General features: G+C 64.6%; 20 protein-coding genes and 1 tRNA gene. 12 read left to right on the top strand and 9 right to left on the bottom strand.

Going from position 1 to position 24,671, the window contains the following annotated elements; all coding sequences use genetic code 11:
- Position 1: 1 nt before the first annotated feature.
- The gene (gene dxs, locus K6G35_RS11815) at positions 2 to 1,915 is read left to right on the top strand and encodes a 1-deoxy-D-xylulose-5-phosphate synthase (protein ID WP_186424900.1); all 1,914 of its coding nucleotides are present in this window, start codon (positions 2 to 4) and stop codon (positions 1,913 to 1,915) included.
- 331 nt (positions 1,916 to 2,246) lie between these two features.
- Positions 2,247 to 3,050, top strand: coding sequence for a GTP cyclohydrolase FolE2 (folE2, locus tag K6G35_RS11810; protein WP_008649847.1), 804 nt, complete (start codon positions 2,247 to 2,249; stop codon positions 3,048 to 3,050).
- A 66-nt stretch (positions 3,051 to 3,116) separates the two neighbouring features.
- Here the strand turns inward: folE2 and K6G35_RS11805 are convergent, their stop codons facing one another.
- A complete protein-coding gene (locus K6G35_RS11805; RefSeq protein WP_495675756.1) occupies positions 3,117 to 5,156 on the bottom strand; it encodes an alkaline phosphatase D family protein in 2,040 nt (679 codons plus the stop codon).
- 98 nt (positions 5,157 to 5,254) lie between these two features.
- Positions 5,255 to 6,295, bottom strand: coding sequence for a tRNA (adenosine(37)-N6)-threonylcarbamoyltransferase complex transferase subunit TsaD (gene tsaD, locus K6G35_RS11800; protein ID WP_008649849.1), 1,041 nt, complete (start codon positions 6,293 to 6,295; stop codon positions 5,255 to 5,257).
- A gap of 149 nt (positions 6,296 to 6,444) precedes the next feature.
- On the opposite strand from tsaD, the gene K6G35_RS11795 reads away from it, so the two are divergent.
- The 4 genes from K6G35_RS11795 to dnaG all read left to right on the top strand — a co-directional run bounded on the left by K6G35_RS11795 (position 6,445) and on the right by dnaG (position 10,691).
- On the top strand, positions 6,445 to 7,686 hold the full coding sequence (locus K6G35_RS11795) for a BaiN/RdsA family NAD(P)/FAD-dependent oxidoreductase (RefSeq protein WP_008649851.1): 1,242 nt from the start codon (positions 6,445 to 6,447) through the stop codon (positions 7,684 to 7,686).
- Between the two features lie 149 nt (positions 7,687 to 7,835).
- Positions 7,836 to 8,048 carry a 30S ribosomal protein S21 gene (rpsU, locus tag K6G35_RS11790; RefSeq protein WP_008649856.1) on the top strand — a complete coding sequence of 71 codons (213 nt, stop codon included), beginning with the start codon at positions 7,836 to 7,838 and terminating at the stop codon, positions 8,046 to 8,048.
- Between the two features lie 124 nt (positions 8,049 to 8,172).
- Positions 8,173 to 8,622, top strand: a complete 450-nt coding sequence (locus K6G35_RS11785) for a GatB/YqeY domain-containing protein (RefSeq protein ID WP_008649861.1) — start codon at positions 8,173 to 8,175, stop codon at positions 8,620 to 8,622.
- A 227-nt stretch (positions 8,623 to 8,849) separates the two neighbouring features.
- Positions 8,850 to 10,691: a DNA primase gene (dnaG, locus tag K6G35_RS11780; protein WP_035884811.1), complete on the top strand. Its 1,842-nt coding sequence runs from the start codon at positions 8,850 to 8,852 to the stop codon at positions 10,689 to 10,691.
- A gap of 82 nt (positions 10,692 to 10,773) precedes the next feature.
- Here dnaG and K6G35_RS11775 read toward each other — a convergent pair whose 3' ends face one another.
- The gene (locus tag K6G35_RS11775; protein WP_223277285.1) at positions 10,774 to 11,181 is read right to left on the bottom strand and encodes a hypothetical protein; all 408 of its coding nucleotides are present in this window, start codon (positions 11,179 to 11,181) and stop codon (positions 10,774 to 10,776) included.
- Between K6G35_RS11775 and rpoD the strand changes: the two genes are divergently transcribed.
- Positions 11,171 to 13,450 (top strand): RNA polymerase sigma factor RpoD, encoded by a 2,280-nt coding sequence (gene rpoD / locus K6G35_RS11770; protein ID WP_035884812.1) that lies wholly within the window; start codon positions 11,171 to 11,173, stop codon positions 13,448 to 13,450. The two genes, K6G35_RS11775 and rpoD, sit on opposite strands and share 11 nt — an antisense overlap.
- Positions 13,451 to 13,460: 10 nt before the next feature.
- Positions 13,461 to 13,539: transfer RNA gene (locus K6G35_RS11765), tRNA-Ile, on the top strand.
- A gap of 101 nt (positions 13,540 to 13,640) precedes the next feature.
- Here the strand turns inward: K6G35_RS11765 and K6G35_RS11760 are convergent.
- The 5 genes from K6G35_RS11760 to K6G35_RS11740 all read right to left on the bottom strand — a co-directional run bounded on the left by K6G35_RS11760 (position 13,641) and on the right by K6G35_RS11740 (position 18,003).
- The gene (locus K6G35_RS11760) at positions 13,641 to 14,669 is read right to left on the bottom strand and encodes an NAD(P)H-dependent flavin oxidoreductase (RefSeq protein ID WP_035884813.1); all 1,029 of its coding nucleotides are present in this window, start codon (positions 14,667 to 14,669) and stop codon (positions 13,641 to 13,643) included.
- 52 nt (positions 14,670 to 14,721) lie between these two features.
- Positions 14,722 to 15,534: an SDR family NAD(P)-dependent oxidoreductase gene (locus K6G35_RS11755; RefSeq protein WP_035884814.1), complete on the bottom strand. Its 813-nt coding sequence runs from the start codon at positions 15,532 to 15,534 to the stop codon at positions 14,722 to 14,724.
- A gap of 54 nt (positions 15,535 to 15,588) precedes the next feature.
- Positions 15,589 to 16,380, bottom strand: coding sequence for an enoyl-CoA hydratase/isomerase family protein (locus K6G35_RS11750; RefSeq protein WP_035884815.1), 792 nt, complete (start codon positions 16,378 to 16,380; stop codon positions 15,589 to 15,591).
- A 73-nt stretch (positions 16,381 to 16,453) separates the two neighbouring features.
- The gene (locus K6G35_RS11745) at positions 16,454 to 17,602 is read right to left on the bottom strand and encodes a thiolase family protein (RefSeq protein WP_035884816.1); all 1,149 of its coding nucleotides are present in this window, start codon (positions 17,600 to 17,602) and stop codon (positions 16,454 to 16,456) included.
- On the bottom strand, positions 17,599 to 18,003 hold the full coding sequence (locus K6G35_RS11740) for a Zn-ribbon domain-containing OB-fold protein (RefSeq protein WP_035884817.1): 405 nt from the start codon (positions 18,001 to 18,003) through the stop codon (positions 17,599 to 17,601). Before K6G35_RS11740 ends, K6G35_RS11745 begins: the two co-directional genes overlap by 4 nt.
- 233 nt (positions 18,004 to 18,236) lie before the next feature.
- Between K6G35_RS11740 and K6G35_RS11735 the strand changes: the two genes are divergently transcribed.
- From K6G35_RS11735 to K6G35_RS11720, 4 genes are all read left to right on the top strand, one after another.
- Complete coding sequence (locus K6G35_RS11735) at positions 18,237 to 18,986, top strand: IclR family transcriptional regulator (protein WP_008649872.1); 750 nt, start codon at positions 18,237 to 18,239, stop codon at positions 18,984 to 18,986.
- A 108-nt stretch (positions 18,987 to 19,094) separates the two neighbouring features.
- Entirely contained in the window at positions 19,095 to 20,243 is a 1,149-nt protein-coding gene (locus K6G35_RS11730; RefSeq protein ID WP_035884818.1) for an acyl-CoA dehydrogenase family protein, read from the top strand.
- Between the two features lie 112 nt (positions 20,244 to 20,355).
- Positions 20,356 to 22,482 carry an acetate--CoA ligase family protein gene (locus K6G35_RS11725; RefSeq protein ID WP_008649875.1) on the top strand — a complete coding sequence of 709 codons (2,127 nt, stop codon included), beginning with the start codon at positions 20,356 to 20,358 and terminating at the stop codon, positions 22,480 to 22,482.
- Positions 22,479 to 23,573, top strand: coding sequence for a CaiB/BaiF CoA transferase family protein (locus K6G35_RS11720; protein ID WP_008649877.1), 1,095 nt, complete (start codon positions 22,479 to 22,481; stop codon positions 23,571 to 23,573). Before K6G35_RS11725 ends, K6G35_RS11720 begins: the two co-directional genes overlap by 4 nt.
- Before the next feature lie 74 nt (positions 23,574 to 23,647).
- Here K6G35_RS11720 and K6G35_RS11715 read toward each other — a convergent pair whose 3' ends face one another.
- Entirely contained in the window at positions 23,648 to 24,631 is a 984-nt protein-coding gene (locus K6G35_RS11715; protein WP_008649879.1) for a Bug family tripartite tricarboxylate transporter substrate binding protein, read from the bottom strand.
- Between the last annotated feature and the right edge of the window lie 40 nt (positions 24,632 to 24,671).

Genomic DNA, 24,671 nt, shown 5'->3' with positions numbered 1-24,671 from the left:
CATGACCTACACGCTGCTCAATAAAATCGACGACCCCGCGGACCTGCGCAAGCTGGACCGTCGCCAGCTCGACACGCTGGCCGAGGAACTCCGCGCCTACGTGCTCGAATCGGTCTCGCAAACCGGCGGGCACCTGTCGTCCAACCTCGGCACGGTGGAGCTGACGATCGCGCTGCACTATGTCTTCGACACACCGAACGATCGCGTGGTCTGGGACGTGGGTCACCAGAGCTATCCCCACAAGATCCTGACTGGCCGCCGTGACCGCATGTCGACGCTGCGCCAGTACGGTGGCATCTCCGGCTTTCCGCGCCGTGCCGAGAGCGAGTACGACACCTTCGGTACTGCGCATTCGTCGACGTCGATTTCCGCGGCGCTGGGCATGGCGCTCGGTGCCCGTACCCGGGGCGAGAAGCGCGTGGGTATCGCCGTGATCGGCGATGGCGCGATGACCGCCGGCATGGCTTTCGAAGCCATGAACAATGCGGGCGTCTACAAGGACCTGCCGATGCTGGTGGTGCTGAACGACAACGACATGTCGATCTCCCCGCCGGTGGGCATGCTGAACAAGCACCTGGCGCGCCTGATGTCGGGCCAGTTCTACGCGGCCACGAAGAAGGGCATCGAGAAGGTGCTGTCGGTGGCGCCGCCGGTGCTCGAATTCGCCAAGCGTCTGGAAGAACATGCCAAGGGCATGGTCGTGCCGGCCACGCTGTTCGAGGAATTCGGTTTCGACTACGTCGGCCCGATCGACGGCCACGACCTCGAGTCGCTGGTCCCGACGCTGCAGAACATCCGCCAGCGCGCGCTGGAAGGCCACGGCCCGCAGTTCCTGCACGTGGTGACCAAGAAGGGCCAGGGCTACAAGCTGGCCGAGGCCGATCCGATCCTCTACCACGGCCCGGGCAAGTTCAATCCGGCCGAGGGTATCCGTCCGTCGGCCAAACCGTCGCGCAAGACCTACACGCAGGTGTTTGGCGAGTGGCTGTGCGACATGGCCGCGGCCGACAAGCGCCTGATCGGCGTGACGCCGGCCATGCGCGAAGGCTCGGGCATGGTCGAGTTTGAAAAACGCTTCCCGGACCGTTACTACGACGTCGGTATCGCAGAGCAGCACGCGGTGACCTTCGCCGGCGGCCTGGCCTGTGAGGGCCTGAAGCCGGTGGTGGCGATCTACTCGACGTTCCTGCAACGTGGTTACGACCAGCTTATTCACGACGTGGCGCTGCAGAACCTGCCAGTGGTGTTCGCGCTGGACCGCGCTGGTCTGGTAGGCGCGGATGGCGCCACGCACGCCGGTGTGTACGACATCCCGTTCCTGCGCTGCATCCCGAACATGATGGTGATGGCGCCGGCAGACGAGAACGAGTGCCGTCAGTTGCTGACGACCGCGTTCCAGCAGGACTGCCCGACCGCCGTGCGCTATCCGCGCGGCGCCGGCGTCGGCGTGGCCACGCAGCCCGAACTGACCGCGCTGCCGGTGGGCAAGGGCGAGATCCGCCGCGAAGGCCATGCCCGCGCAGGTCAGCGTGTGGCGATCATGGCGTTCGGTTCAATGGTGCATCCGGCCCTGACCGCGGCTGAGCAACTCGATGCCACGGTGGCCAACATGCGTTTCGTGAAGCCGCTCGATGTGGAACTGGTCAAGCAACTGGCCGCCAATCACGACTTCCTGGTCACGGTGGAAGAGGGCGCCACGATGGGCGGTGCTGGTAGCGCCGTGCTCGAAGCGCTGGCCGATGCGGATATCGCACTGCCGACGTTGGTGCTGGGCCTGCCCGACAAGTTCATCGACCATGGCGATCCGGCGCATCTGCTGTCGCTGTGCGGTCTCGACGCGGCCGGCATCGAGCGTTCGGTGCGCGAGCGCTTCGGCCTGGCGGCGCAACCGGTCAAGGTGGCGAGCGTGGCCTGACGCCAACCGATACAGGTCATACGCGGTACTGAAAACCGGCGCGGCAACCCCGCGCCGGTTTGTTTTTTGGCGCGCGGGAATGGCATTTTTCTGCAGCGCTGCGGCATTATCCGCATGAAATATGCGGATTCACGGCGGGCGGGAACATGACTGTCCAATATCCCGTAAAATCGCCTTTCCGTTTTTGTGTTCGCAGCTGCGGGCCGGCGCCCCCATCCAGCCTGGACCCGTCGTTTCACACTCGTTGCGCGGCGTAGAGATGTTCTGCGAAATCGCCGCGACCGTAAGGATGGCCGCGCCCCCTTTGTCGGCCTCCTGGAGGAAACCGTAGATGAATGACATCAATCCCGCCTTCGTCATGCCCGACGTGCAGTCGAGCGTCGATACCCGCCAGATCGTGATCCAGCGCGTCGGCGTGAAGGGCGTGCGATATCCGCTAACGCTGAAGACGCCTGCCGGCGCAGTGGGCACGGTCGGTACGTTCAATATGGACGTGCGCCTGCCGGCCGACCAGAAGGGCACGCACATGTCGCGCTTCGTGGCGCTGCTCGAGGAAAACCGCGCGCCGCTGGACCTGGCCGCTTTCCGCGCGCTGGTCGACGACATGCTGGTTCGCCTGGAAGCCGATGCGGGCCGTATCGAAGTGTCGTTCCCGTACTTCATCACGAAGACCGCGCCGGTGTCGGGCGTGCAGTCGCTGCTGGACTACGAAGTCACGCTCGTGGCTGAGGCGCGTGACGGCCAGACACGCATGTTCATGACCGCGCTGGTGCCGGTGACGAGCCTGTGCCCGTGCTCGAAGAAGATCTCGCAGTACGGCGCGCACAACCAGCGCTCGCATATCACGATGCGCGTGGAGCTTGCCGGTGACCTCGATGTCGAGGCGCTGGTGCGCATGGCCGAGGAAGAGGCATCGTGCGAACTGTGGGGTCTGCTCAAGCGCCCCGACGAGAAGTTCGTGACCGAGCGTGCCTACGAGAATCCGAAGTTCGTGGAAGACCTGGTGCGCGATATCGCGATGCGGCTGAACGCGGACGATCGCATCGTCGCATACACGCTGGAAGCCGAGAATTTCGAATCGATCCACAATCACAGCGCCTATGCTGTGATCGAGCACGACAAGCGGCATCAGTAACGGTTGCTTGTTTTTCGCCCCTCGCCCACGTGTGGGAGAGGGGCGCATTGCCGCATCGGACTGGTATCAGACCAGCGTCACCGCAGGCGTTCCCGCCGCAACCTCCACCACCTGCACACTGGCTGTCGCCGGCATCGCCGGGGCCACGCCGCCCGCGATCGGCTTGAGCTTGTGAAAGCTGCAACTCAGCTTCGAAGCTGTCAGCGTCACCACCGCGTAACCCTGCGCGTCGGAGTTCACATACGTTAGCCACGGATTGAACGACGTCAGCGTCGTGTTGAACGTGTTCACCATCGCCCCGTTGCCATCGGTCGTGTAGACCAGCGGTTTTGCGTCCGCGAATGCCGCGTCGCTGTCTACCACGCTCTTGAAGTAGCTTTGGAACGAGTTGCTCGACAGACCCGCCGTGACCAGATCCACCATGACCGGGACCGGCGTCGCGGCGTCGTAGTCGTCCATGACCGGGCCCGCGAAGAACGCGTGAATGTCGCCGGTCAGCGCCACCACATTGCTGATGCGCTGCGTCTTCAGGAAGGCCATCATGGCCTTGCGCTCGGCGTTGTAGCCATCCCACTGGTCGGCGTTGAGAATGAACTGGTCGATCAGCATCGCAGGTGGCAGACCACCGGTCAGCGCGGCCACGATGGCGTTGATCTGGAGCGCGGGCACGGTCAGCCCCGTCAGCAGGCCGCGCAACTGGGTAAAGGCCGGCGCCTGGTAGCTGTTGGCGGCCTTTGCGTCCTTCAGATCCTGCGCAATGGCGCCGGTCAGGGGCCGCTTCTGCGATGCCAGCGCGGGAATTTGCGCGATCACGGCGTCGGCCAGCAACGATCCGACCGCCAGCGCCCCGTCAATCTGCATGCGTAGCAACGAGACCTCGTTGCCCCACAGCTTCCACGTGGTCGTGGCATTGCCAATCTGCTGTTGCCACCAGCCGCGTTGGGTGTCGCCAAGGATCGACACCGGCGTCAGCGCGCCACCAGCGGTGGCCAGCTTGCTGCCTTCCAGCCCGGCCAGCGTGGTCTTCGGCACGAAGTAGCGGCTGCCGATTTCGCTGCCCGCCGCCTGTTCCGGAATCACATGATCGGCGCGATAGAGCCGCTCGTCCGTCATCACCAGCGTGGCCAGGTTGCCGAACGTGAAGGAACGGTAGATCTGGATGTTGTGGAACGACGTATCCGCCTGGTCGAAGCTGACGTCGGCTGGCATGAACTCGAACCACGCCTGGTTCGCCGCGCGCCGGCGCGCGGTGCGCGGCGTGGCATCGTCATTGGCGGTATAGGTCTGGTGGTCCTGCCAGCAGTCGTCGGAGAATTCGTGATCGTCCCAGATCGCGATCACGGGAAAGCGCGCGTGCAGCGCCTGCAGGCGCGGATCGCTGCGATATGACTTGTAGAGGTAGCGATAGTCGTCGATTGTGGTCGCGTAGTGAGCGCCATCGTCGCGCAGCGTGCCGTTGGGCAACGTCAATTGCGCATGGCGCGTTTCCACCTTGCCGGTCTGGAACGCCGCGCCGACGGTCTCGTAGATGTAGTCGCCCATGTGGACCACGAAATCGAGGTCTTCGTTGACAAGCTCCTCCATGCCGGCCCAGTGATTCACGCTCCAGTCCTGGCAGGTGATGAAGGCGAACTTCAGTTGCGACAGTGGCGTGCCGGCGGTGGGCGCGGTCTTGGTGCGGCCCACGGGGCTGGTCTGATTGCCAACCTGGAAACGGTAGTAGTACGTGGTGCCGGCGGACAGACCCGTCACCTTGTTGCGCAGCGTGTAGTCCCAGTCAGGCGAGGCAGCCAGTGTGCTGTTGACGATCAGCGTGCTGAAGTCCGCCTGTGTCGACACCTGCAGTTGCACGTTGACGGGCTTGCTGCCGTTGTTGCCGTCCACGCGCGTCCAGAGCATGACGCTATCGGGTTTCGGGTCGCCGGATGCCACGCCTTGCTGGAACGTGAACGTGTTGCCCGGCTCGTTGGCGGGCGGCGTCGTGGGCGGATTGGTCGAGGGGGTGGCGGGCGAGGCGTTGTCGTCACCACCGCAGCCGGCCAGGCCGGTGGTGGCCACCGTCACGGTGACGAAACTTCCCCATTGCAGAAATTTGCGGCGATCCACTTTGCGTTCCCTTCCTTGTTATGTGATGCAGGAATCGCAAATTGTTCGGTGGTCCCGTGACCACCATGTGTCTGGATGTCAGCTCGATTAGAGCTTTTCTACGAAGTCCGGGCCTCGGGCAGGCGGATATCGGCCAGATCCCACCGTGGCGTCACGCCATAGTCGTAGCCGTGCCGGGCAAGCTCCGGCGCGGCCTTCAGGCGCATCGCGCCGGCAAACGCGATCATCGCGCCATTGTCAGTGCAGAACGCCAGATCGGGGTAGAACACCTCGACCTTGCGGCGCTTGCCCATCTCATTGAGCCGTTCGCGCAGTTGCCGATTCGCGCCCACGCCGCCCGCAACCACGAGCCGCTTGTCGCCGGTCTGCTTGAGCGCGGCGAACGACTTGGCGGCCAGTACGTCGACGATCGCATCGACGAACGCGCGCGCCAGATTGGCGCGGTCCTGCTCACAGGCATTGCTGAGCTTGCGTGTCTGCGTCAGCACGGCGGTCTTGAGGCCAGCGAACGAGAAATCGAGATTGCCAGAATGCAGCATCGGCCGCGGCAGTTCGAAGGCGCCGGGGTTGCCGAATTCCGCCAGCCGCGACACTTCCGGGCCGCCCGGATACCCGAGGCCCAGCAGCTTGGCGGTCTTGTCGAATGCTTCGCCGGCGGCGTCGTCGAGCGTTTCGCCGAGCAGCTTGTAGTCGCCGATGCCCTTTACTTCCATGAGCTGGGTGTGCCCACCAGACACCAGCAGCGCCACGAACGGGAACGGCGGCGGGGCACTCGTCAGCAGTGGCGAGAGCAGATGGCCTTCCAGGTGGTGCACGCCGATCATCGGCACGCCGAGCGCGAAGCCCAGCGCATTGGCCACCGATGCGCCCACCAGCAGCGCGCCGGCCAGTCCGGGGCCCTGCGTGTAAGCGATGGCGTCGATGTCCGCGCGCGTGCGGCCCGCATCGTCCAGTACCTGCTGCAACAGCGGCAGCACGCGCCGGATATGGTCGCGTGATGCGAGTTCGGGCACCACGCCGCCGTATTCGCGATGCATGGCGATCTGCGAGTGCAGCGCGTGCGCGAGCAGGCCGGCCTCGGTGTCGTAGAGGGCCAGCCCGGTTTCGTCACAGGAGGATTCGATACCGAGGACAAGCATGGCGTTTCTGGTGCGGCTGGCAGCGCCCGTGCAGGCATCTGCAGCGATCGTGCCGGCAAAATCTGAAGGCCAGCAGGGTAGCACACCGGGGCCAGGCGCGCTCGCGGGCCCGCATTTCGATACAATCCGGGCTTCGTTGAAGGGGTGGCATGACTCAGGGCAGACAAGACCGGTTCGATGTGGCGGTGCTGGGCGCGGGAGCCGCCGGCATGATGTGTGCCGCCGTGGCCGGGCAGCGCGGCGCGCGCGTGGTGTTGATCGACCACGCCACGAAGCTGGCGGAGAAGATCCGTATTTCCGGCGGCGGGCGGTGCAATTTCACGAATCTCCAGGCCAGCCCGGCCAACTATTTGTCGTCCAACCCCCATTTCTGCCGCTCGGCGCTGGCGCGCTACACGCCGCAAGATTTCCTGGCGCTGATGCGCCGCTACGACATTGGTTGGCACGAGAAGCATCGCGGCCAACTGTTCTGCAATGACAGCGCCGAAGACGTGATCAACCTGCTGCGCGCTGAGTGCGAGGCTGGCGGCGTGCGCTGGCAGACCGGCTGCAGCATCCATGAGATCCGCCGCGAGGGTGCCGACTACCTGTTGCTGACATCCCAGGGCACGGTGCGAGCCGGCGCGCTGGTGGTCGCTACCGGCGGGCTGTCGATCCCGAAGATCGGCGCAACGGACTTCGGCTATGCCATCGCCCGTCAGTTCGGCCTGAAAATCATCGACACGCGACCGGCCCTGGTACCGCTGACGTTCGACGGCCAGGCGTGGCAGCCGTTCGTGCCCTTGGCGGGGGTGTCGATGGAAGTCGATATATCCACGGGCAGCGGCAAGACCGCGGGCACGTTCAAGGAAGACCTGCTGTGGACGCATCGGGGCTTGTCCGGGCCGGCGGTGCTGCAGATCTCCAGCTACTGGCGCCCCGGAACGCCGATCGAGATTGACCTGTTCGATGGCGAGGACGCCGCCGCGTGGTTGATCGGGCACAAGAAGAGCAGCCGTAAGCATCTGAACAATCTGCTGGGCGAGCGTCTGCCGTCGCGACTGGCCGACGCATGGTGCGCGGCGGTGGGGCTGCAAGGCACGCAATCCGTGGCCGATATGCCGGACAAGGCACTGCGCCAACTGGGCGAATCGCTGAATCGTTGGCGCCTAGTGCCGTCCGGCACCGAGGGCTACAAGAAGGCCGAAGTGACACTGGGTGGTGTCGATACGCGCGGACTGTCGTCGAACACGATGATGGCGCGGGAAGTCGACGGACTTTATTTCATTGGCGAGGTCGTGGACGTGACCGGATGGCTCGGCGGCTACAACTTCCAGTGGGCCTGGGCATCGGCGGTGGCGGCTGGGGAAGCCGTGGCCGAGGCGGCTCGCGGCGCAGGCGCTGTTGCGTAGGCAGCATGTGTCGGCCCGCATGTTGGCCCTCGTGCCGGCCCTCATGTGCGGCTTGGCAGACCTTGCGCTAGAATCGTCGCTCTCGTAAAGCCGCCGGCGCGGTGCCGGCGCAATCCCACCCGGTTTTCTCATTGCATTTCGGCCGCCATATGACGACGATTCGCCTTAAGGAAAATGAACCGTTTGAAGTTGCGCTGCGTCGCTTCAAGCGCACCATCGAGAAGAATGGCCTGCTCCCCGAACTGCGGGCGCGGGAGTTTTACGAGAAGCCCACCGCCGAACGCAAACGCAAGCGCGACGCCGCCGTCAAGCGCAATTACAAGCGCCTGCGCAGCCAGATGCTGCCGAAGAAGCTATACTGACCGTGTCTTAGCGTCAGCACGAAACCCGCTGTGAGCATGGCTCCGGCGGGTTTTTGCGTTATGGTCGGGTTTGCCCCGCTCGCGTCCGTTGCTGGCGCGTAATCCAACTTTTCGGAAGATTGCCATGTCCCTCAAAGCCCGCATCAACGATGACATGAAGGCCGCCATGCGTGCCCGTGAAGCCGAGCGTCTCGGCACCGTCCGCCTGCTGCTGGCGGCCATCAAGCAGCGCGAGGTGGACGAACGCATCGAACTGGACGACGCTGGCATCACCGCCGTGATCGACAAGATGATCAAGCAGCGCAAGGACTCGATCTCCCAGTTCGAGCAGGCGGGCCGCGATGATCTGGTTGCCAAGGAAAAGGCCGAACTCGACGTGCTGGTAGCCTATATGCCGGCACAGCTCTCCGACGCGGAAGTGGCTGCCGAGGTTCAGAAGGCCGTGACCGAAAGCGGCGCAGCCGGTCCGCAGGACATGGGCAAGGTCATGGGCCTGGTGAAGGCCCGCCTGGCCGGCCGTGCCGACATGACCGCGGTTTCCGGGCTGGTGAAGGCCGCGCTCGCGCCGAAGTAAGCCTCTCATCGGTCAGAATCATTGCCGTCAGCAGATGTAATGCGTGATGTTGTCTGCGCGTTGATGAAAATTGCGCGTAGATGTCAGCAATCCCAAGTGGCGCGTTGCATCTGCACTACAATGATTCGATAGCCGCCGGGCGACGCCCCGGTCACGTATTCCAGAAAACTTCGAAACGGCCGCCGGCGTTTTGCCCGGCAGGCCGTGCCATCAGGACGGTCAGTCGGGTGATTCCGCAATCCTTTATTCAGGACCTGCTCAACCGCGTCGACATTGTCGATGTGGTGGGCAAGTACGTGCAGTTGAAGAAGGGCGGCGCCAACTTCATGGGCCTGTGCCCGTTCCATAACGAGAAGTCCCCGTCCTTTACCGTATCGCCGACCAAACAGTTCTATCACTGCTTCGGCTGCGGCGCGCATGGATCCGCCATCGGGTTCCTGATGGAGTACTCGGGGCAGTCCTACCCGGACGCGGTGCGCGAGCTGGCCCAGTCGGTCGGCCTGTCCGTGCCGGAGGAGCGCAATAGCCTGCCACCCGCCCAGCGGGCAGAGCAGCAAGCCAGGTCGTTGGCGCTGACCGATGCCATGACGCGTGCCACTGACTTCTACAAGAAGCAGTTGCGCGGTGCCCCGCAGGCCATCCAGTACCTCAAGGGTCGTGGCCTGACCGGCGAGATTGCCGCTCACTTCGGTCTTGGCTACGCGCCCGACGATTGGCAAGGGCTGGAGACCGTGTTCGGAAGCTATCGCGATGACGCCATCGCCGGCCCGCTGGTGGAGGCCGGGCTGCTGATCGAATCTCAGGACAAACGTGATGCCGATGGCAAGCCGCGTCGCTACGACCGCTTCCGCGATCGGATCATGTTCCCGATCCGCAATACGAAGGGCAATGTGATCGGATTTGGCGGCCGCGTGATGGGGCAGGGCGAGCCAAAGTACCTGAATTCCCCGGAAACGCCGCTCTTCAGCAAGGGAACGGAGCTCTACGGTCTGTTCGAGGCGCGTCACGCAATCCGCGAAAATGGCTACGTGTTGGTGGTAGAAGGCTACATGGATGTGGTCGCGCTGGCTCAGCTCGGGTTTGCCAATGCCGTCGCCACACTTGGCACGGCCTGCACGCCGGTTCATGTGCAGAAGCTGATGCGCCAGACCGACGCCGTGGTGTTCTCGTTCGATGGTGACGCCGCTGGCCGCCGTGCCGCGCGCCGCGCGCTGGAAGCCTGCCTGCCGCACGTGGCGGATAACAAGACGATCCGCTTCCTTTTCCTGCCGGCCGAACACGACCCGGATAGCTACGTCCGCGAGGAGGGAACCGACGCGTTCGCGCGCCAGGTTCAGAACGCGATGCCTTTGTCGCGCTTCTTGCTGCAAATCGTCACGGAAGATCAGGATCTGCGCCAGCCCGAAGGCCGTGCCCGCGCGCAGTACGAGGCCAAGCCGCTGCTCCAGGCGATGCCTGCCGGTGGCTTGCGGCTGCAGATCGTGCGCGAACTTGCCGATACCACAAGCACCACGCCGGCCGAGATCGAGGCGATTTGTGGCCTGGGCAGCGATTCCTCACGGGTTGGTCGATTCGCTCAGCCGCGCCCGCGCGCGCGGCGTCAGGCGCCGACGGGGCTCGAACAGCGCGTGATCCAGTTGCTGATGTGCTACCCGTCGCTGGCGGCCCGGCTCGATGGGGACGCACGCGCATTGCTGCTTGACCCCCAGCACTCCGGATCCGAGGCGCTGGGCTACCTGGTGTCCGCTTGCGACGGCATTCAGGGTGAGGTGAACTTCGCGGCCTTCAGCGAGCAGTTGGCGCAAACGCCCTACGCCGATGTCTACGCGAGCGCACGCACGGCGGTACTGCGCGAGGAAATCGAAGAGGAGCCGGCGACGCATGAGTTCGACGGCGCCGTCCACAAGTTGCTGGCCGAGCCGCTGGAGCGCGAGCAGAAGGCGCTCGAGACCATGGTGAGCGCGGGCACGGCCGACGAAGAGACCAAGGCGCGATATCTCTGGCTATCGCGCGAAGTGCAGCGGCGCAGGCAAATGGGCTGGCGGCCCGCCGCCATGGAGGATAGTTGAACCGATTTTCGGCGTGAGCAGTTGAGCACGTGGCCTGAACCGATGGAAAAATTGGCGGCCAAACTGCTTAAGCCTTGATTTTTCAGGTGAAAACACAACCTGACAGGAAGCCGGGGGTTGGTGACGTGCTACAATGCCCGGTTTGGATTGCGAAATCTTTCTTCCCATTACTGGCGAAAGTGAGCGTGCCAATGGCAAAGGCCAAAGCAACCGAAGGGGTAGCCGTGAAGGCGCCCTCCAAAGCTCCCCAATCAGGGAGCGGCAAGGCGTCCGTGAAAACAACGGCGGCGAAGACATCGACCGCGTCAGTCAGGACGACATCAGCCCGGTCTGCGCCAGCAAAATCCGCGCGGAGCGCAACTGCGCCCGCCGGAACCACTTCCGCCAGGAATCGCACATCCGAAAATACAAAGCCCTCGACTTCGGCACGCGAGAGCGGCAAGAGCGCCAATACAAGCGGCAAGAGCGCCGCTGCACCAGTGAAAGGCAAGAGTATCACCGTGGCGAAACAGCAGAATACCGAAGTCGAGAGCAAGCGTGCGGCAACGACGGCCGGCACACGGAGTGGAGGCGCCAAGGCAGGCACCACCGCTGCCGCGACGCCCAAGGCCCGTGCCGCGACTCCCGCACCCGTTGCATCCGAGCGTCCCGCCGCTCCGGCCGTCAAGCCGGAGCCGAAAAAGCGTGGCCGCAAGCCCAAGGCCGAGATGCAGCAAGACGACAGCACCATCGAAGACGTGACTGAAGAGTTTTACGACAACGACGCGCCGGCTACCCCTGCCGCTGCGCCCAAGACCGAAAAGCAGAAAGCCAAGGACCGCAAGGCCAAGGAAAAGGCCCTGCTCAAGGAATTTGCATCGTCGAATCAGGCTGGTAGCGAGGAAGAGCTCGAGATCCGTCGCCAGAAGCTCAAGGCGCTGATCAAGCTCGGCAAATCGCGTGGCTACCTGACCTATGCGGAAATCAACGATCACCTGCCGGACGACATGGTCGATTCGGAAACGATCGACACGCTGGTCGCCACGCTGAACGACATCGGTATCGCCGTCTACGAACAGGCGCCGGATGCCGAGACGCTGCTGCTCAACGACAACGCACCGTCCGCCACGAGCGAGGAAGAGGCCGAGGAAGAAGCCGAAGCCGCCCTGTCGACCGTGGACTCCGAATTCGGCCGCACCACCGACCCGGTCCGCATGTACATGCGTGAAATGGGTACCGTGGAACTGCTGACGCGCGAAGGCGAAATCGAGATCGCCAAGCGCATCGAAGCGGGCCTGAAGGACATGGTGATGGCGATCTCGGCCTGCCCGGTCACGATCTCCGAAATCCTGGCCAGCGCCGAGCGCGTGGCGAACGAAGAGATCAAGATCGACGAGTTCGTCGATGGCCTGATCGACCCGAACGCAGAGGAAGTCCAGGACAACTCCCCGGCCCAGGCGGTAGCTGCCGATGACGAGGACGAGGATTCGGACGAAGACGGCGACGACGGCGAAGAGGAAGACGACGAAAGCGGCGGTGGCGCCGGTGCGTCGGCTCGCCAGCTCGAGGAACTGAAGGTTGCCGCGCTGGAAAAATTCCGCGTGATCGCCGAGCAGTTCGACAAGATGCGCCGTGCCTTCGAAAAGGAAGGCTACAAGTCGAAGCCGTACGTGAAGGCCCAGGAAGCTATCCAGGCCGAACTGATGAGCATTCGCTTCACCGCGCGTAATGTCGAGCGTCTGTGCGACACGCTGCGTGGCCAGGTGGACGAAGTGCGCAAGCTGGAACGCGCCATCCTGAATATCGTCGTCGACAAGTGCGGCATGCCGCGCGCCGACTTCGTGGCCCGTTTCCCGGGCAACGAGACGAACCTGGACTGGATCCAGACCATCGTGGCCGACGGCAAGTCGTACAGCACGATCGTCGAGCGTAACGTGCCGGCCGTGCACGAGCTGCAGCAGAAGCTGATCGACCTGCAGTCGCGCGTGGTGCTGCCGCTGAAGGAACTGAAGGACGTCAATCGCAAGATGTCCGAAGGCGAGAAGCGCGCCCGCGAAGCCAAGCGTGAAATGACCGAGGCCAACCTGCGTCTGGTGATCTCGATCGCGAAGAAGTACACGAACCGCGGCCTGCAGTTCCTGGATCTGATCCAGGAAGGCAACATCGGCCTGATGAAGGCGGTGGACAAGTTCGAATACCGTCGCGGCTACAAGTTCTCCACCTACGCCACGTGGTGGATTCGCCAGGCCATCACGCGCTCGATCGCCGACCAGGCTCGTACCATCCGTATTCCGGTTCACATGATCGAAACGATCAACAAGATGAACCGGATCTCGCGCCAGATCCTGCAGGAAACCGGCAATGAGCCGGATCCGGCAACGCTGGCCGAGAAGATGGAGATGCCCGAGGACAAGATCCGCAAGATCATGAAGATCGCCAAGGAACCGATCTCCATGGAAACGCCGATCGGTGACGACGACGATTCGCATCTGGGCGACTTCATCGAAGACACGAACACGCTGGCCCCGGCCGAGGCTGCGCTGCATGGCTCCATGCGCGACGTGGTCAAGGACGTGCTCGACAGCCTGACGCCGCGCGAAGCCAAGGTGCTGCGCATGCGTTTCGGCATCGAAATGAGCACCGACCACACGCTCGAGGAAGTCGGCAAGCAGTTCGACGTGACGCGCGAACGTATCCGCCAGATCGAGGCAAAGGCACTGCGCAAGCTGCGCCACCCGAGCCGCTCCGACAAGCTGAAGAGCTTCCTGGAAGGCAACTAACGCCTTTCAAGGGCCTCTAGCTCATGCCTGGTTAGAGCAGCGGACTCATAATCCGTTGGTGCCGTGTTCGACTCACGGGAGGCCCACCACTGATGTTGTAAATGCGAAGGGGTTACGGTTTCTGCCGTAACCCCTTTTCTGTTTCTGGCCTGTCTCTGCCTGTAGATCGACCAAAACGTCGATCAAGGGCTCAAGCCCACGCCCGTTCCACCCGCCTTGTCATCGCCCCCCAGGCCGCACACGCCCCTTCCACCAATCGCTCGACAATCTTCCCCGCCGGCTCGATTGCATCGGCGAAGCCGGCGGCCGGGCCGAGCGAGACGATGCCGGCGTCGGTATCGCCGCCCAGGTACACGCGTTCCTGGGTGCGCGACGACAGGATAAGGTCGCCGAATGCCGCGTGCGAGCGGGCGCCTTCGGCTTCGAGGCGTTGCACCTCGCGCGCGGCAGCGTTGTCGAGCACGCGCCAGGTATCGTTCAGGCTGCGCAGGATGGCAACCGAGCAGCGCTCGTCGGCGGCGACGATGCGTTCCTTTAGCGCGCGGTGGGTGGCGATCTCCGTGGCCACCATGAAGCGGCTGCCCATCACCACGCCATCGGCGCCAAGCGCCAGCGCAGCCGCAATCTGACGGCCGCTGCCGATGCCGCCGCCGATTACGAGCGGGATCTCCACACGCTCCAGCGCAAACGCGCCATTGACGAAGGCCGACAACTGGTTGGCGCCAGGGTGTCCCCCTTCCTCGAGCCCGACCAGCGCGACGGCATCCACGCCAAGCCGCTGCGCTGTGACCGCGTGGCGCACGCTCGGGCACTTGTGGATCAGCAGGCCACCGCCGGCATGGATCGGCGCGACCAGTCGCTCGGGCGAGATGCCCGCGCTCTCGAACACGCGCACGCCTTCTTCCAGCGCCACGTCGATCCATGCTGCGGCCAACTGGTTTCGATCTTCGCGAGCAGAGAGCGTGACGTTGACACCGAAGGGCCTACCCCGGGTCAGCGTGCTGCAACGGCGCAGGTCGGCGCGAAAGGCTTCGAGGGTCGGGAAGGAGCGCGCCGTGATGAACCCCATCGCTCCCGCGTTGACAACGGCCGCCACCACATCGGACGTGCCGAGGAGTTGCATGCCGCCCAGCAGGATCGGATAGCGGATATCCAGCAGCGCCGCCAGGCGCGTCTGGAAGATGCGTTCGGCCGCGTGGCCGGATGCTGCCGGACTCATGTGTTCTCCTCGGTCGGACGTCAGGATGCGGTGCGAGCCAGAGAAGCTGGCTTCAGAGCATCACGTAGCCGCCGTTCACACCGAGGCTCTGGCCGGTGATGAAGGCTGCGCGATCCGATGCCAGGAAAGCCACCACACCCGAGATGTCCTCTGGCCGCGACAGCCTGCCGAGTCCGCGTGCGATCGGGTAGGCACCGAGCATTTTCTTGAGGCGGTCGTCGGTCTCGGGGGTGGACGACGGATGCAGCGGACCGTTGGCGATGCCCTCGTGCGACACCGCGCCCAGTGCGATGGTGTTCACGTTGATGCAGTCACGGCCGTGCTCCTGCGCGATCGCCTTCGCGAAGCCCAGCATGGCGGCCTTGGCGCCCGAGTAGACCGCCAGGCGTGCCTCGCCGACGCGTCCGGCTTCGGACATGATGTTGACGATCTTGCCGCCGCCCTTGCGTTGCATGCCGGGCAGGGCGCTGTGGCAGCAGTTCATCACGCCGTAGACGTTCAGGTCGACGACTTCCTTCCAGTCTTCGACCGGCATTTCCATGAACGTTGGGGGCATGCCGCCCTTGGTGCGACGCGCCACGGTCACGCCGGCGTTGTTCACCAGGATATCGACGTCGCCGAAGCGTTCACGCGCCGCCGCGAACATGCGTTCCACCTGTTCCGAGTCGCCGATATCTGCCTGCACGGCCAATGCCCGGCCGCCCGCTGATTCGATCTCCTTTTGCACCGCCTGCGCGCGCTCCAGGAAGTAGTCGTTGATCACCACGTTGACGCCTTCGCCGGCGAGTTCCAGGCAGATGCGTCGGCCCACGCCTTGTCCGCCGCCAGTTACCAATGCCACCTTGCCTTGCAGATGCAGTTCCATGCCGTACTCCTCCAGTTTTCGATGTTCCGTGTTTCGATACCGTTCGCGTGCGGATCAGCGCCCGACGAACCGGGGCTCGCGTTTCTCGACGAATGCGCGCATTCCTTCCTTCCTGTCCTCGCTGTCCATCACCATGGCCGCGCCGTAGCATTCGAACTGCAGGCCCATGTCGACCGAGCCCTGCATGCCCAGGTTGACCGACCGCTTGGCGAAGCGCACGGCCAGCGGTGGTTGCGCGGCGATGCGCCTGGCCATCGTCAGTGCCGCGTCCATCAGCTTGTCGTCGTCGATCACGCGATTCACGAGGCGGATGTCTTTCGCGGCGTCGGCGTTGATCAGTTCGCTGGTAAAGATCAGTTCCTTGGCGATGGCGGGACCCACCACGCGCGGCAGGCGCTGCGTGCCGCCGGCTGCGGGAATGACGCCGAGCTTGATCTCTGGCAGGCCGAATCGTGCCGATTTGGCGGCCAGCCGGATGTCGGCACACAGGGCCAGTTCCAGGCCGCCGCCGAGCGCCACGCCATTGATGGCGGCGATCACCGGCTTCTCGAATTCCTCGATGCCACGGAACAGCTCGTGCGTGCGTTGCTGCGTGACGTAGTAGTCGGCGGGGTGGGCCGTGCCGCCTGCGCGTTCCTTGATGTCGGCGCCCGCGCAGAATGCTCTGTCGCCGGTGCCGGTCAGCACTACGCAGCGAACGCTGGTGTCGTTACGCGCCAACTCGAAGAACGCGCGGGCGAGATCCGGTTTCATGGTGCCGCCGAGTGTGTTCATGCGATCCGGGCGGTTCAGCCGGATGATGGCCACGCCCTCGACCACTTCGTACAACAGGGTTTCGAATTGCATCCTTGTCTCCTTGCCTGGAATGATGTGCGCGACGGATGCGCCAGCCGTGCTCGCGGCCGGTGCATTCGCGCGGTCAGTGCGATGCCGCCAGGATGTGCGCGAAGGCCACCGAGCCGAGCCCGATCATGTGGGCGAGCCCCAGGCGTGCGCCGGGGTGCTGCCGTCCATGTGCCTCGCCGCGAATCTGGCGCGTGATTTCGGCGATCTGCCCGATGCCGGTCGGGCCGGTCGGGTGTCCCATGCCGAGCAGGCCACCCGAAGCATTGACCGCGCATTCGCCGCCAATGGCCGAAGCGCCGCGTTCGAGCCATGCCGCACCTTCTCCGGGCGCGCACAGGTGCATCGCTTCGGTGTAGACCAGTTCCTCGATCGAAAAGGCCTCGTGCAACTCCACCAGGTTCAGGTCGCGCGGGCCGACGCCGGCCTGCTCGTACGCCATCGCGGTGGACTTGCGCACCATGTCGATGGCTGCAGACGAATCGCCGTGTTCCAGTTCCTCGCTGTTCGCCACCGATGCCAGCACGCGCACGGCGCGGCGCTTGTCCAAGCGGAGCCGCTTGATCGCGGCCTCGGACACCACGATCACGGCTGCGGCACCATCGCCACGCGGGCAGCACTGCTGCACCGTCAGGTCACCCACCACCTTGGGCGAAGCCATGACCTGCTCGAGCGTACGAGCCTTGCGGAACTGCGCATATGGGTTGAGCGCTGCGTTGCCGTGGTTCTTCACCGCGACGCGCGCCATTGCTTCGGGCTTCAGCCCGTGCTGGCGCAGGTATTCATGCGCCATCAGCGCGAACTTCACGGGCGGCATGGTCGCGGTAGGCGCAAGGTGCGGCAGGCCGTCCTTGTCGGCGGCCTTGCGGCCATCGCCGAATTTGTCGACGCCGATTGCCACCACCACGTCCGAGACGCCGCTTGCCACTTCCAGGCACGCCTGGCGGAACGCCGAGCAGCCCGATGCCGAGGCGCTCTCCACCTGTGTCACGGCCAGGCCGGTAGAGCCCAGGTGGCGGAACATCACGCGTCCCGTTGCCATGCCGATTGCCGAGGTGCCCACGTAGGCGCTCTGCACCTCGGGCCAGGCGATGCCAGCGTCCGCCAGCGCCTCGCGCATCGCGCGCAGACCAAGGCTGACATAAGGGGTGTCCGACGCGAACTGGTACGGATGCAGGCCGATGCCGATGACATAGACCGAGGTTTGCTGCAGCAAGCGGTTCATCGTTGCACCTCCTTGCTGGCGGGTACGAAGTGCAGTGGATAGCGGTCGCCGCACGGTGCGTCGGCGCGGATCACGCCCTGAACCGTCATGCCTGGGGCCAGCTCCGTTTCGCTGGCGACGTCGAGCAGGACCTCTTCGCGAATGCCTTCCGCAAAGTCGACCTCGCCGACGACGAACGGCGGCGGCATGTCGCGCACCAGCGGCGCATGGACAGTCACGTAATTGCGCAGCGTGCCTCGCGCCGGCATCTGTTCCACCGTGCCGCGCTCGGGCTCGGCGCCGCAGTACTGGCAGCCATAGGCAGAAGCGGGGTAGGTGGGCTTGCCGCATGCGCCGCAGCGCAGGACGGCCAGGCTTGGCGCTGCTTGTGTTTCAGGCGAGCGGGATTCCGCAGTCTGCATCGTGTCTCCTCTTCAGTGTCTGTTTGTCCATCGAGGCGCGGGTGCCTTGTATGTCGGCGCGCCATCGCCGGTGCCATCGGCCGATCTTCATCTTGCGTAACTACGATAGGTCGGATTAGTATTCAGTATATCGTAGTAAGATCCCCTGTCAAACACGGAAACGCGTACGAAATCTCGTAGACTGTGCGGTTTGGGCGGATGTCGCCTTTTCAATACGAGATTTCGGAGAACCCATGCCTAGCTTTGTTCCTGCTGCCGCGCGCAGCCTTGCCGTCTTCGAGGTGTTCTCGCGCGAAAAGCGCGAGCTCTCCAATTCGGAACTTGCGCGCCTGCTCGACCTGCCAGAGAGCAGTTGCTCGGACCTGCTGCATACGTTGACCGAGACGGGGTACCTGATGCGTACCGCGCGCACGCGCCGCTTCTATCCCACGATGCGGCTCCATTCGATTTGCGAGGCCATTGCGGGCAACGATCCGCTGGCTGCCGTGGCGGCGGAGGCCACCGAGTTCCTCACCGGCAAGACGGGCGAGACCTCGCTGTGCGGCCGGCTGGACGGCGCCTACGTGCGGGTGACCGGCTTCCAGGAAAGCCGCTACGAACTGCGTTACGTGCTGCGCGTTGGCAAGCGTCTGGCCTTGCACGCCACGGCGCTCGGCAAGGCGTTGCTGGCGGTGCTGCCGCCGGAAGACGCCGCGCGGCAGTTGCGCCTGCGCGCGCTGCCCAAGCTGGGGCCGAAGACGGAAATCAATCCGGTCGTGCTGGAAAAGCAGGTCGCCGAAGTGCGCGAGCGCGGCTGGGCGTGGGTCGAGGACGAGGGCGGAGAAGGGGTGACGGCCATCGCGGTAGCCGGGCGCATCGGTGACGAGCCGTTCGCCATCTCGCTGGCGGGCCCCACCGAACGATTCAATCGCCGCAAGGACGAGTACCTGGAGGTAATCGAGGCAGCGCGGGATCTGGTTTTCCCGACCGCCCAGAAGGATTAGGCCGGCACATGGGACCGCTCCTGTGTCCGGCTTTGTTTCGACGGTGCCTGGCGATGATGCCGCTGGCGCCGGATGCATTTCCCAACCGGACTACTACAGGAGACATCCATGTTTTTCGAAGCCACGCCAGAGCAGCGACTGCTGCGCGACAACATTCGCCGATTCATGCAGGCGGAGGTCGCTCCGCTGATCAGCCGGCATGATCAGGAGAAGACGTTTCCGTTCGAGATCCTGAAGGGGCTGGCGCAGTTTGGCTACATCGGCGGGCGCCTGTCGGAGGAACAGGGCGGGATGGGGCTGGATCAGCTCACCTGGGCGATGATGATGGAAGAGGCCGGCTATGCCTGGCTTTCGCTACGCACCATCCTGAACATCACCAACGGACCGATCGCCAAGCTTGCCGCCGTCGGCACGCCGGACCAGAAGGCCCGCTTCCTCGAGCCGTTGCTGGCCTGCGAGCGCAAGGTGTTCACAGCGATCAGCGAGCCTGGCACCGGTTCCAATATCGCGCAGATCCAGACGCGCGCCGACCTGAAGGGCGACCACTACGTGCTCAACGGCCGCAAGCTCTGGATCACCAACGGCGCATTTGCCGACTTCGGCATCGTGGTGGCGCGCACCTATAGCGACAACTGCGAAGGCCAGCTGTCGACGTTCCTGGTGGAGCGCGAGGTCAGCCCCTACGAGGTGCGTCGCGTGGACACCATGGTGCTGCGCAGTACCGGCACCGCCGAACTCGGTTTCGATAACGTGCGTGTGCCGCGCGAGAACCTGCTCGGCGAAGAAGGCGGGGCACTCAAGCGCATGCTGCAGGGCCTGGATGGCGCGCGCGTCAATATCGCGATGGGCGCTGTGGGCGCGGCGCAGTCCGCGCTGGATCTGGCTACGGACTATGCCAAGACGCGCACGCAGTTCGGCCGTGCCATCGGCAGCTTTCAGCTCGTGCAGAAGATGATCGTGGACATGACGATCCGGGTGGAAGCCGCTCGCGCGCTCGGGTATCGCGCCGCAATGGCGCTCGACCGTGGCGAGGACACGCGTGTCTCTGCGTCGATCGCCAAGCTGTATGCGACCGAGGCCGCGCACGAAGTAGCCAGCATGGCGCTGCAGGTGCATGGCGGTCTGGGCTACGCCACCGACTATCCGATCGAGCGCATCTTCCGCGACACGCGTGGCGGCACGATTCCCGAGGGGACCACGGAGGTACAGACCTTGATCGTCGGCCGCGAGATTCTGGGCATGTCGGCGATTGCCTGATCGGCACAGCAGTCCCCTTTTCCGCCCGGCGTGGTGGTGGATCGGCGCATCAGCACATCAGCACATCAGCGCCTCGTCGGGCTCCACAGACTTCCGCAAAGAGAGAACAAATATGGAGACATACCAAGACCTGTCGCGGCTCGTCAGCCCGCGTTCCATCGCCCTGGTTGGGGCCAGCGACCGCAGCGGCAGCATTGGCGCGCGCGCGCTCGAGAATCTGATGGACCATTCCGACTTCAAAGGCGACGTCTATCTGGTCAACGCGACCAAACCGGAAGTGGCCGGGCGCAAGGCATGGCCCGATGTGGCATCGCTGCCGGCCGTGCCCGACACCGCTCTGGTAGCGGTGCCCGCCGAGCACGTGCTCGCGGTGCTGGAACAGTGCAGCGAGAAAGGGGTGCGCTTCGCGATCATCCTGACCTCGGGCTTCGGCGAAGCCGGTGAGGAAGGCAAGGCTGCCGAGCAGACCATGAAGGAGATCGTGGCGCGCACGGGCATGCGCATCTACGGACCGAATTGCCCGGGCCTGACCAATATCACGGAGCGTCTCGGCTTCACGTTCTCGCCTTCGTTCCGGCACGATCTTCGCGGCGGGCCAGTTGGGCTGGCCACGCAGGGTGGCGGCCTGGGCCGCAATGTGCTGCAGGCGATGGACCGTGGCATCGGCGTGGCGCTCTGGAGTTCCAGCGGCAACGAGGTCGATTTGCAGGTGAGCGACTTCATCCACTACATGGCCGACGCGCCGGATATCAAGGTCATCGCCACGCTGCTCGAAGGCGTCAACGATGGCCGCAAGTTCGTCGCCGCCGTGCAGCACGCGGCGCGCAAGGGCAAGCCGGTGGTGGTGCTGAAGGTGGGACGCTCCGAGTACGGCCGCAAGGCGGCGCAGTCGCACACGGCGTCGATCACCGGCTCGGCGGAGGTCAACAGCGCCGTGTTCGCGCAGCTTGGCGTGGTGGAGGTGGATGACATCGACGAATTGATCGACACCGCCTGGCTGTTCGCGCGCGGCATGCCGCGTCAGGGCGGCGCACTAGCCATCTATTCGGGATCGGGCGGCACGGCGGCACTGTGCGCCGACATGGTCGGCAACGCCGGATTGAAACTGGCGGAGTTCGCGCCGGAGACACTTGCCGTACTGCGCGACGCGCTGCCGTCGTATGCCGCAATCGACAACCCCATCGACACCACCACCGCGGTGATGGCAAAGCCGGAGCTGGCACGCACGTGCCTGCAGGCGGTCTGCAATGACCCGGGCGTGTCGCTGGTACTGCTGCCGCAGGCGCTCGAGTATGGCGACATCACCAAGCTCGCTGCCGACATCACGGCCGACGTGCAGAAAGGGAGCCCGGTGCCGATGTTGCCGATCTGGATGAGCGAGCGTCAGGGCGGGGCCTACAAGGTGTTTGCCGATGCAGGCCTGGCGCCCGTGCGCAGCATCAGCAAGGCGGTCAAGGCCGTGGAGCGCTGGATGGGTTACGCGAGCTGGCGCGCCCGCGCCGATATCGACTTCAAGCCGCTGATGCAGACGGCGGCGCGGCCCGTTGCCGATGTGCCGACTCGGGCCCTGTCTGAGCCAGAGGGCAAGGCGATGCTGCGTGCGGCCGGCATCGCTATTCCGGTGTCCCGCGTAGCGGCCACGCTGGAGCAGGCACGTGAGCTGGCGCGCGAGGTGGGGTATCCGCTTGTGGCCAAGGTGGTGAGCGAGCAGATCCAGCACAAGTCGGATGTTGGCGGCGTGGTGGTCGGCATTCACGATGATGCGGGACTCGAAGCGGCATGGGAGAGCATTCACACGTCGGTCAAGCGCAATATGCCCGATGCGCGTATCGACGGAATTCTGTTGGAACACATGGCCGCGCCGGGTGGACTGGAGATCCTGATTGGCGTGTCGCGCGATCCGGTGTTTGGGCACATCCTGACCTTCGGTCTCGGCGGGATCTACGTGGAAGTCTTCAAGGACGTATCGCGCCGGATGTTGCCGCTGTCGGCCACGGAGGCCGAGGCCATGATTCGCGAGGTGCGCTGCTTCGCGCTGCTCGATGGCGTGCGAGGCAAGCCACGGCGCGACATCGCCGCGCTGACGGCGCTGCTGGTGAAAGTCTCGGACTTTGTCGTCGCGCATGGTGACCATCTGGTCGAGATGGATCTGAACCCGGTATGGGTCGGCGTTGCTGGAGAGGGCGCATTGCCGCTCGATGCGGTGATCGTGATGGAGCAAGGGGAGGGGGGGAAATGAGCACGTCCGATGCCACCCATGCGGCGAACGCGGCGGATGCAGCCGCCACGCCGCCACTCGCGGGCGTACGCGTCGTCGACCTGACCGAACTGCTCCCCGGCCCGTTCCTGACGCAGACGCTCGTCGAGATGGGCGCCGAGGTAATGAAGATCGAACGTCCACCCCACGGCGACAATGCCCGGCGGCTGGCACCGGGGCTGTTCGCCGCGCTCAACCGTGGCAAGCACAGCCTGTATTGCGACTTGAAGAGCGACAGCGGACTGGCCGAGGTGCGGGCGCAGATCGCGCAGGCGGACATTCTGATCGAGTCCTATCGCCCGGGCGTGATGCGTCGGCTCGGGCTGGACTACGAGAGCCTACGCGAGCAGTTTCCCCGACTGATCTACCTGTCGCTGACCGGGTTTGGTCAAGAGGGCCCACATGCGCTGCTGCCGGGGCATGACATCAACTATCTGGCTGCGGCGGGCGCGCTGTCGCTGACGGGCACGCCCGGTGGCGCTCCGGAGCACCAGGCCATGCTGCCGATTGCGGATCTGGCCGGAGCTTCCATGGCGCTATCCGCGCTGCTGGCCGCGCTCTACCAGCGCACGGTGAGTGGACGTGGCCAGTATCTCGACGCGGCACTCGCTGACAGCGTTCTGCACTGGATGGCGCCGAGGCTGGGGCTGTTCCGCCAGAAGGCCGCAGCCACGCCTGACGCACAGCGCGCGATGCTGGGCGGCAAGCCAGCCTATGGCGTGTTCCGTTGCAGGGATGGCCGCTATCTGACCATCGCCGCGCTGGAGGAGCATTTCTGGCGCGGTCTGAATGACGTGCTGAGCCTGTTCGCCGCCAATGACGCGTGTTGCGTGGACCACGCCGCCCGGACGGCGAATGCGGAGAGGATCAATACGCGCCTGGCCGAGCGCGTGGCGGAATATGACGCCGATGCGTTGATGGCGCGGCTGGCGAATGCGGACCTGCCGGTGTTCCCGGTGCTGGATGCGGTGGAGGCTGTCGCGCAAGCCCGACACAGATCGGGCGCGCGGATCACGGAAACCGAGAACGGGCCGCTGCCCGGATTCCCCGTGACGCTGGAAGGCATGGCCTGAACATGGCCTGACTTCACGTGGGGCGTCGGCCTTCCCCGCGCCCCACGATGATGTCCTTGCGGATGTCCCGATGGTCAGTCCAGCTTGGCGCCGGACTTCTTGACCACATCCCCCCACTTCACGATTTCGGCCTGGATGAAGCTGCCGAACTTGGCTTCGGAGAGGCCGTACATCGGCATGCTGCCGTAAGGCTCGATCGATTTTCGTACCTCGGGGTCGCGCAGCGCTTCCTCCGTTGCCTTCGAAATCAGCGCCACGGTCTGAGGCGGTGTGCCGGCTGGCACCAGGATGCCGGACCAGCTGCTGGCCTGCGCCATGGCGAATCCCGATTCGGCGATGGTGGGCACGTTCGGCAGCAGCTCCAGACGATCCTTGCCGGTCGTGGCGAGCGCACGCAGCTTGCCGCTCTGGATGAACGGCAGCACGATGCTCGGATAGTCGAACATCACGTCCACCGTGCCGCCAAGCAGGTCATTGATGGCCGGCGAGCTGCCCTTGTAAGGAATGTGGGTCAGCTTCACGCCAGCGCTGGCCTGGAACAGCTCTGCGCTCAGATGCGTGCCAGTGCCGGCGCCAGCCGAGCCGAAGTTGACCTTGCCCGGATGCTGCTTCGCGTATTCCACCAGCTCCTTGACCGTCTTGTACGGGCGAGAGGCGTTCACGACCATGATCGTGGATGTTTCGGAGAGCGCGTGGACCGGGGCGAAATCCTTCAGCGGGTCGTAGCGCACCTTGCTGTACAGCGCCAGGTTCGCCGCCATCGTGCCCTGCGTGCCGTATATCCACGTGTAGCCGTCGGCCGGCGCGCGGGCCGCCACTTCCGTGCCGACCATGCCGCCCGCACCGGGGCGGTTTTCCACCACCACCGACTGTTTCAACGTTTCCGACATCTTCTTGGCGATAGTGCGCGATGCCGTATCGGTGATGCCTCCCGGGGTGAACGGCACGATCCAGGTGATCGGTCGGCTCGGGAACTTGTCTTGCGCGAATGAAAGCGCCGGCGCCAGTGCCAGCGTTGCCAGCAGCGGTCGCAGCCGGACTCGGAAACTCCTGTTCATTATTGTCTCCTTTTGGTTATATATTCCGATATATCGAAGA

It is taken from the genome of Cupriavidus sp. HY129 (assembly GCF_059492215.1).
Note: the sequence above shows the minus strand (reverse complement) of the source record. Positions and strands in the feature narration are given on the sequence as shown.

Coding starts and splice junctions, on each gene's coding strand:
- dxs (WP_186424900.1), top strand. CDS start 2: ATGACCTACACGCTGCTCAATAAAATCGACGACCCCGCGGACCTGCGC.
- folE2 (WP_008649847.1), top strand. CDS start 2,247: ATGAATGACATCAATCCCGCCTTCGTCATGCCCGACGTGCAGTCGAGC.
- tsaD (WP_008649849.1), bottom strand. CDS start 6,295: ATGCTTGTCCTCGGTATCGAATCCTCCTGTGACGAAACCGGGCTGGCC.
- K6G35_RS11795 (WP_008649851.1), top strand. CDS start 6,445: ATGACTCAGGGCAGACAAGACCGGTTCGATGTGGCGGTGCTGGGCGCG.
- rpsU (WP_008649856.1), top strand. CDS start 7,836: ATGACGACGATTCGCCTTAAGGAAAATGAACCGTTTGAAGTTGCGCTG.
- K6G35_RS11785 (WP_008649861.1), top strand. CDS start 8,173: ATGTCCCTCAAAGCCCGCATCAACGATGACATGAAGGCCGCCATGCGT.
- K6G35_RS11760 (WP_035884813.1), bottom strand. CDS start 14,669: ATGAGTCCGGCAGCATCCGGCCACGCGGCCGAACGCATCTTCCAGACG.
- K6G35_RS11755 (WP_035884814.1), bottom strand. CDS start 15,534: ATGGAACTGCATCTGCAAGGCAAGGTGGCATTGGTAACTGGCGGCGGA.
- K6G35_RS11750 (WP_035884815.1), bottom strand. CDS start 16,380: ATGCAATTCGAAACCCTGTTGTACGAAGTGGTCGAGGGCGTGGCCATC.
- K6G35_RS11745 (WP_035884816.1), bottom strand. CDS start 17,602: ATGAACCGCTTGCTGCAGCAAACCTCGGTCTATGTCATCGGCATCGGC.
- K6G35_RS11740 (WP_035884817.1), bottom strand. CDS start 18,003: ATGCAGACTGCGGAATCCCGCTCGCCTGAAACACAAGCAGCGCCAAGC.
- K6G35_RS11735 (WP_008649872.1), top strand. CDS start 18,237: ATGCCTAGCTTTGTTCCTGCTGCCGCGCGCAGCCTTGCCGTCTTCGAG.
- K6G35_RS11730 (WP_035884818.1), top strand. CDS start 19,095: ATGTTTTTCGAAGCCACGCCAGAGCAGCGACTGCTGCGCGACAACATT.
- K6G35_RS11725 (WP_008649875.1), top strand. CDS start 20,356: ATGGAGACATACCAAGACCTGTCGCGGCTCGTCAGCCCGCGTTCCATC.
- K6G35_RS11720 (WP_008649877.1), top strand. CDS start 22,479: ATGAGCACGTCCGATGCCACCCATGCGGCGAACGCGGCGGATGCAGCC.
- K6G35_RS11715 (WP_008649879.1), bottom strand. CDS start 24,631: ATGAACAGGAGTTTCCGAGTCCGGCTGCGACCGCTGCTGGCAACGCTG.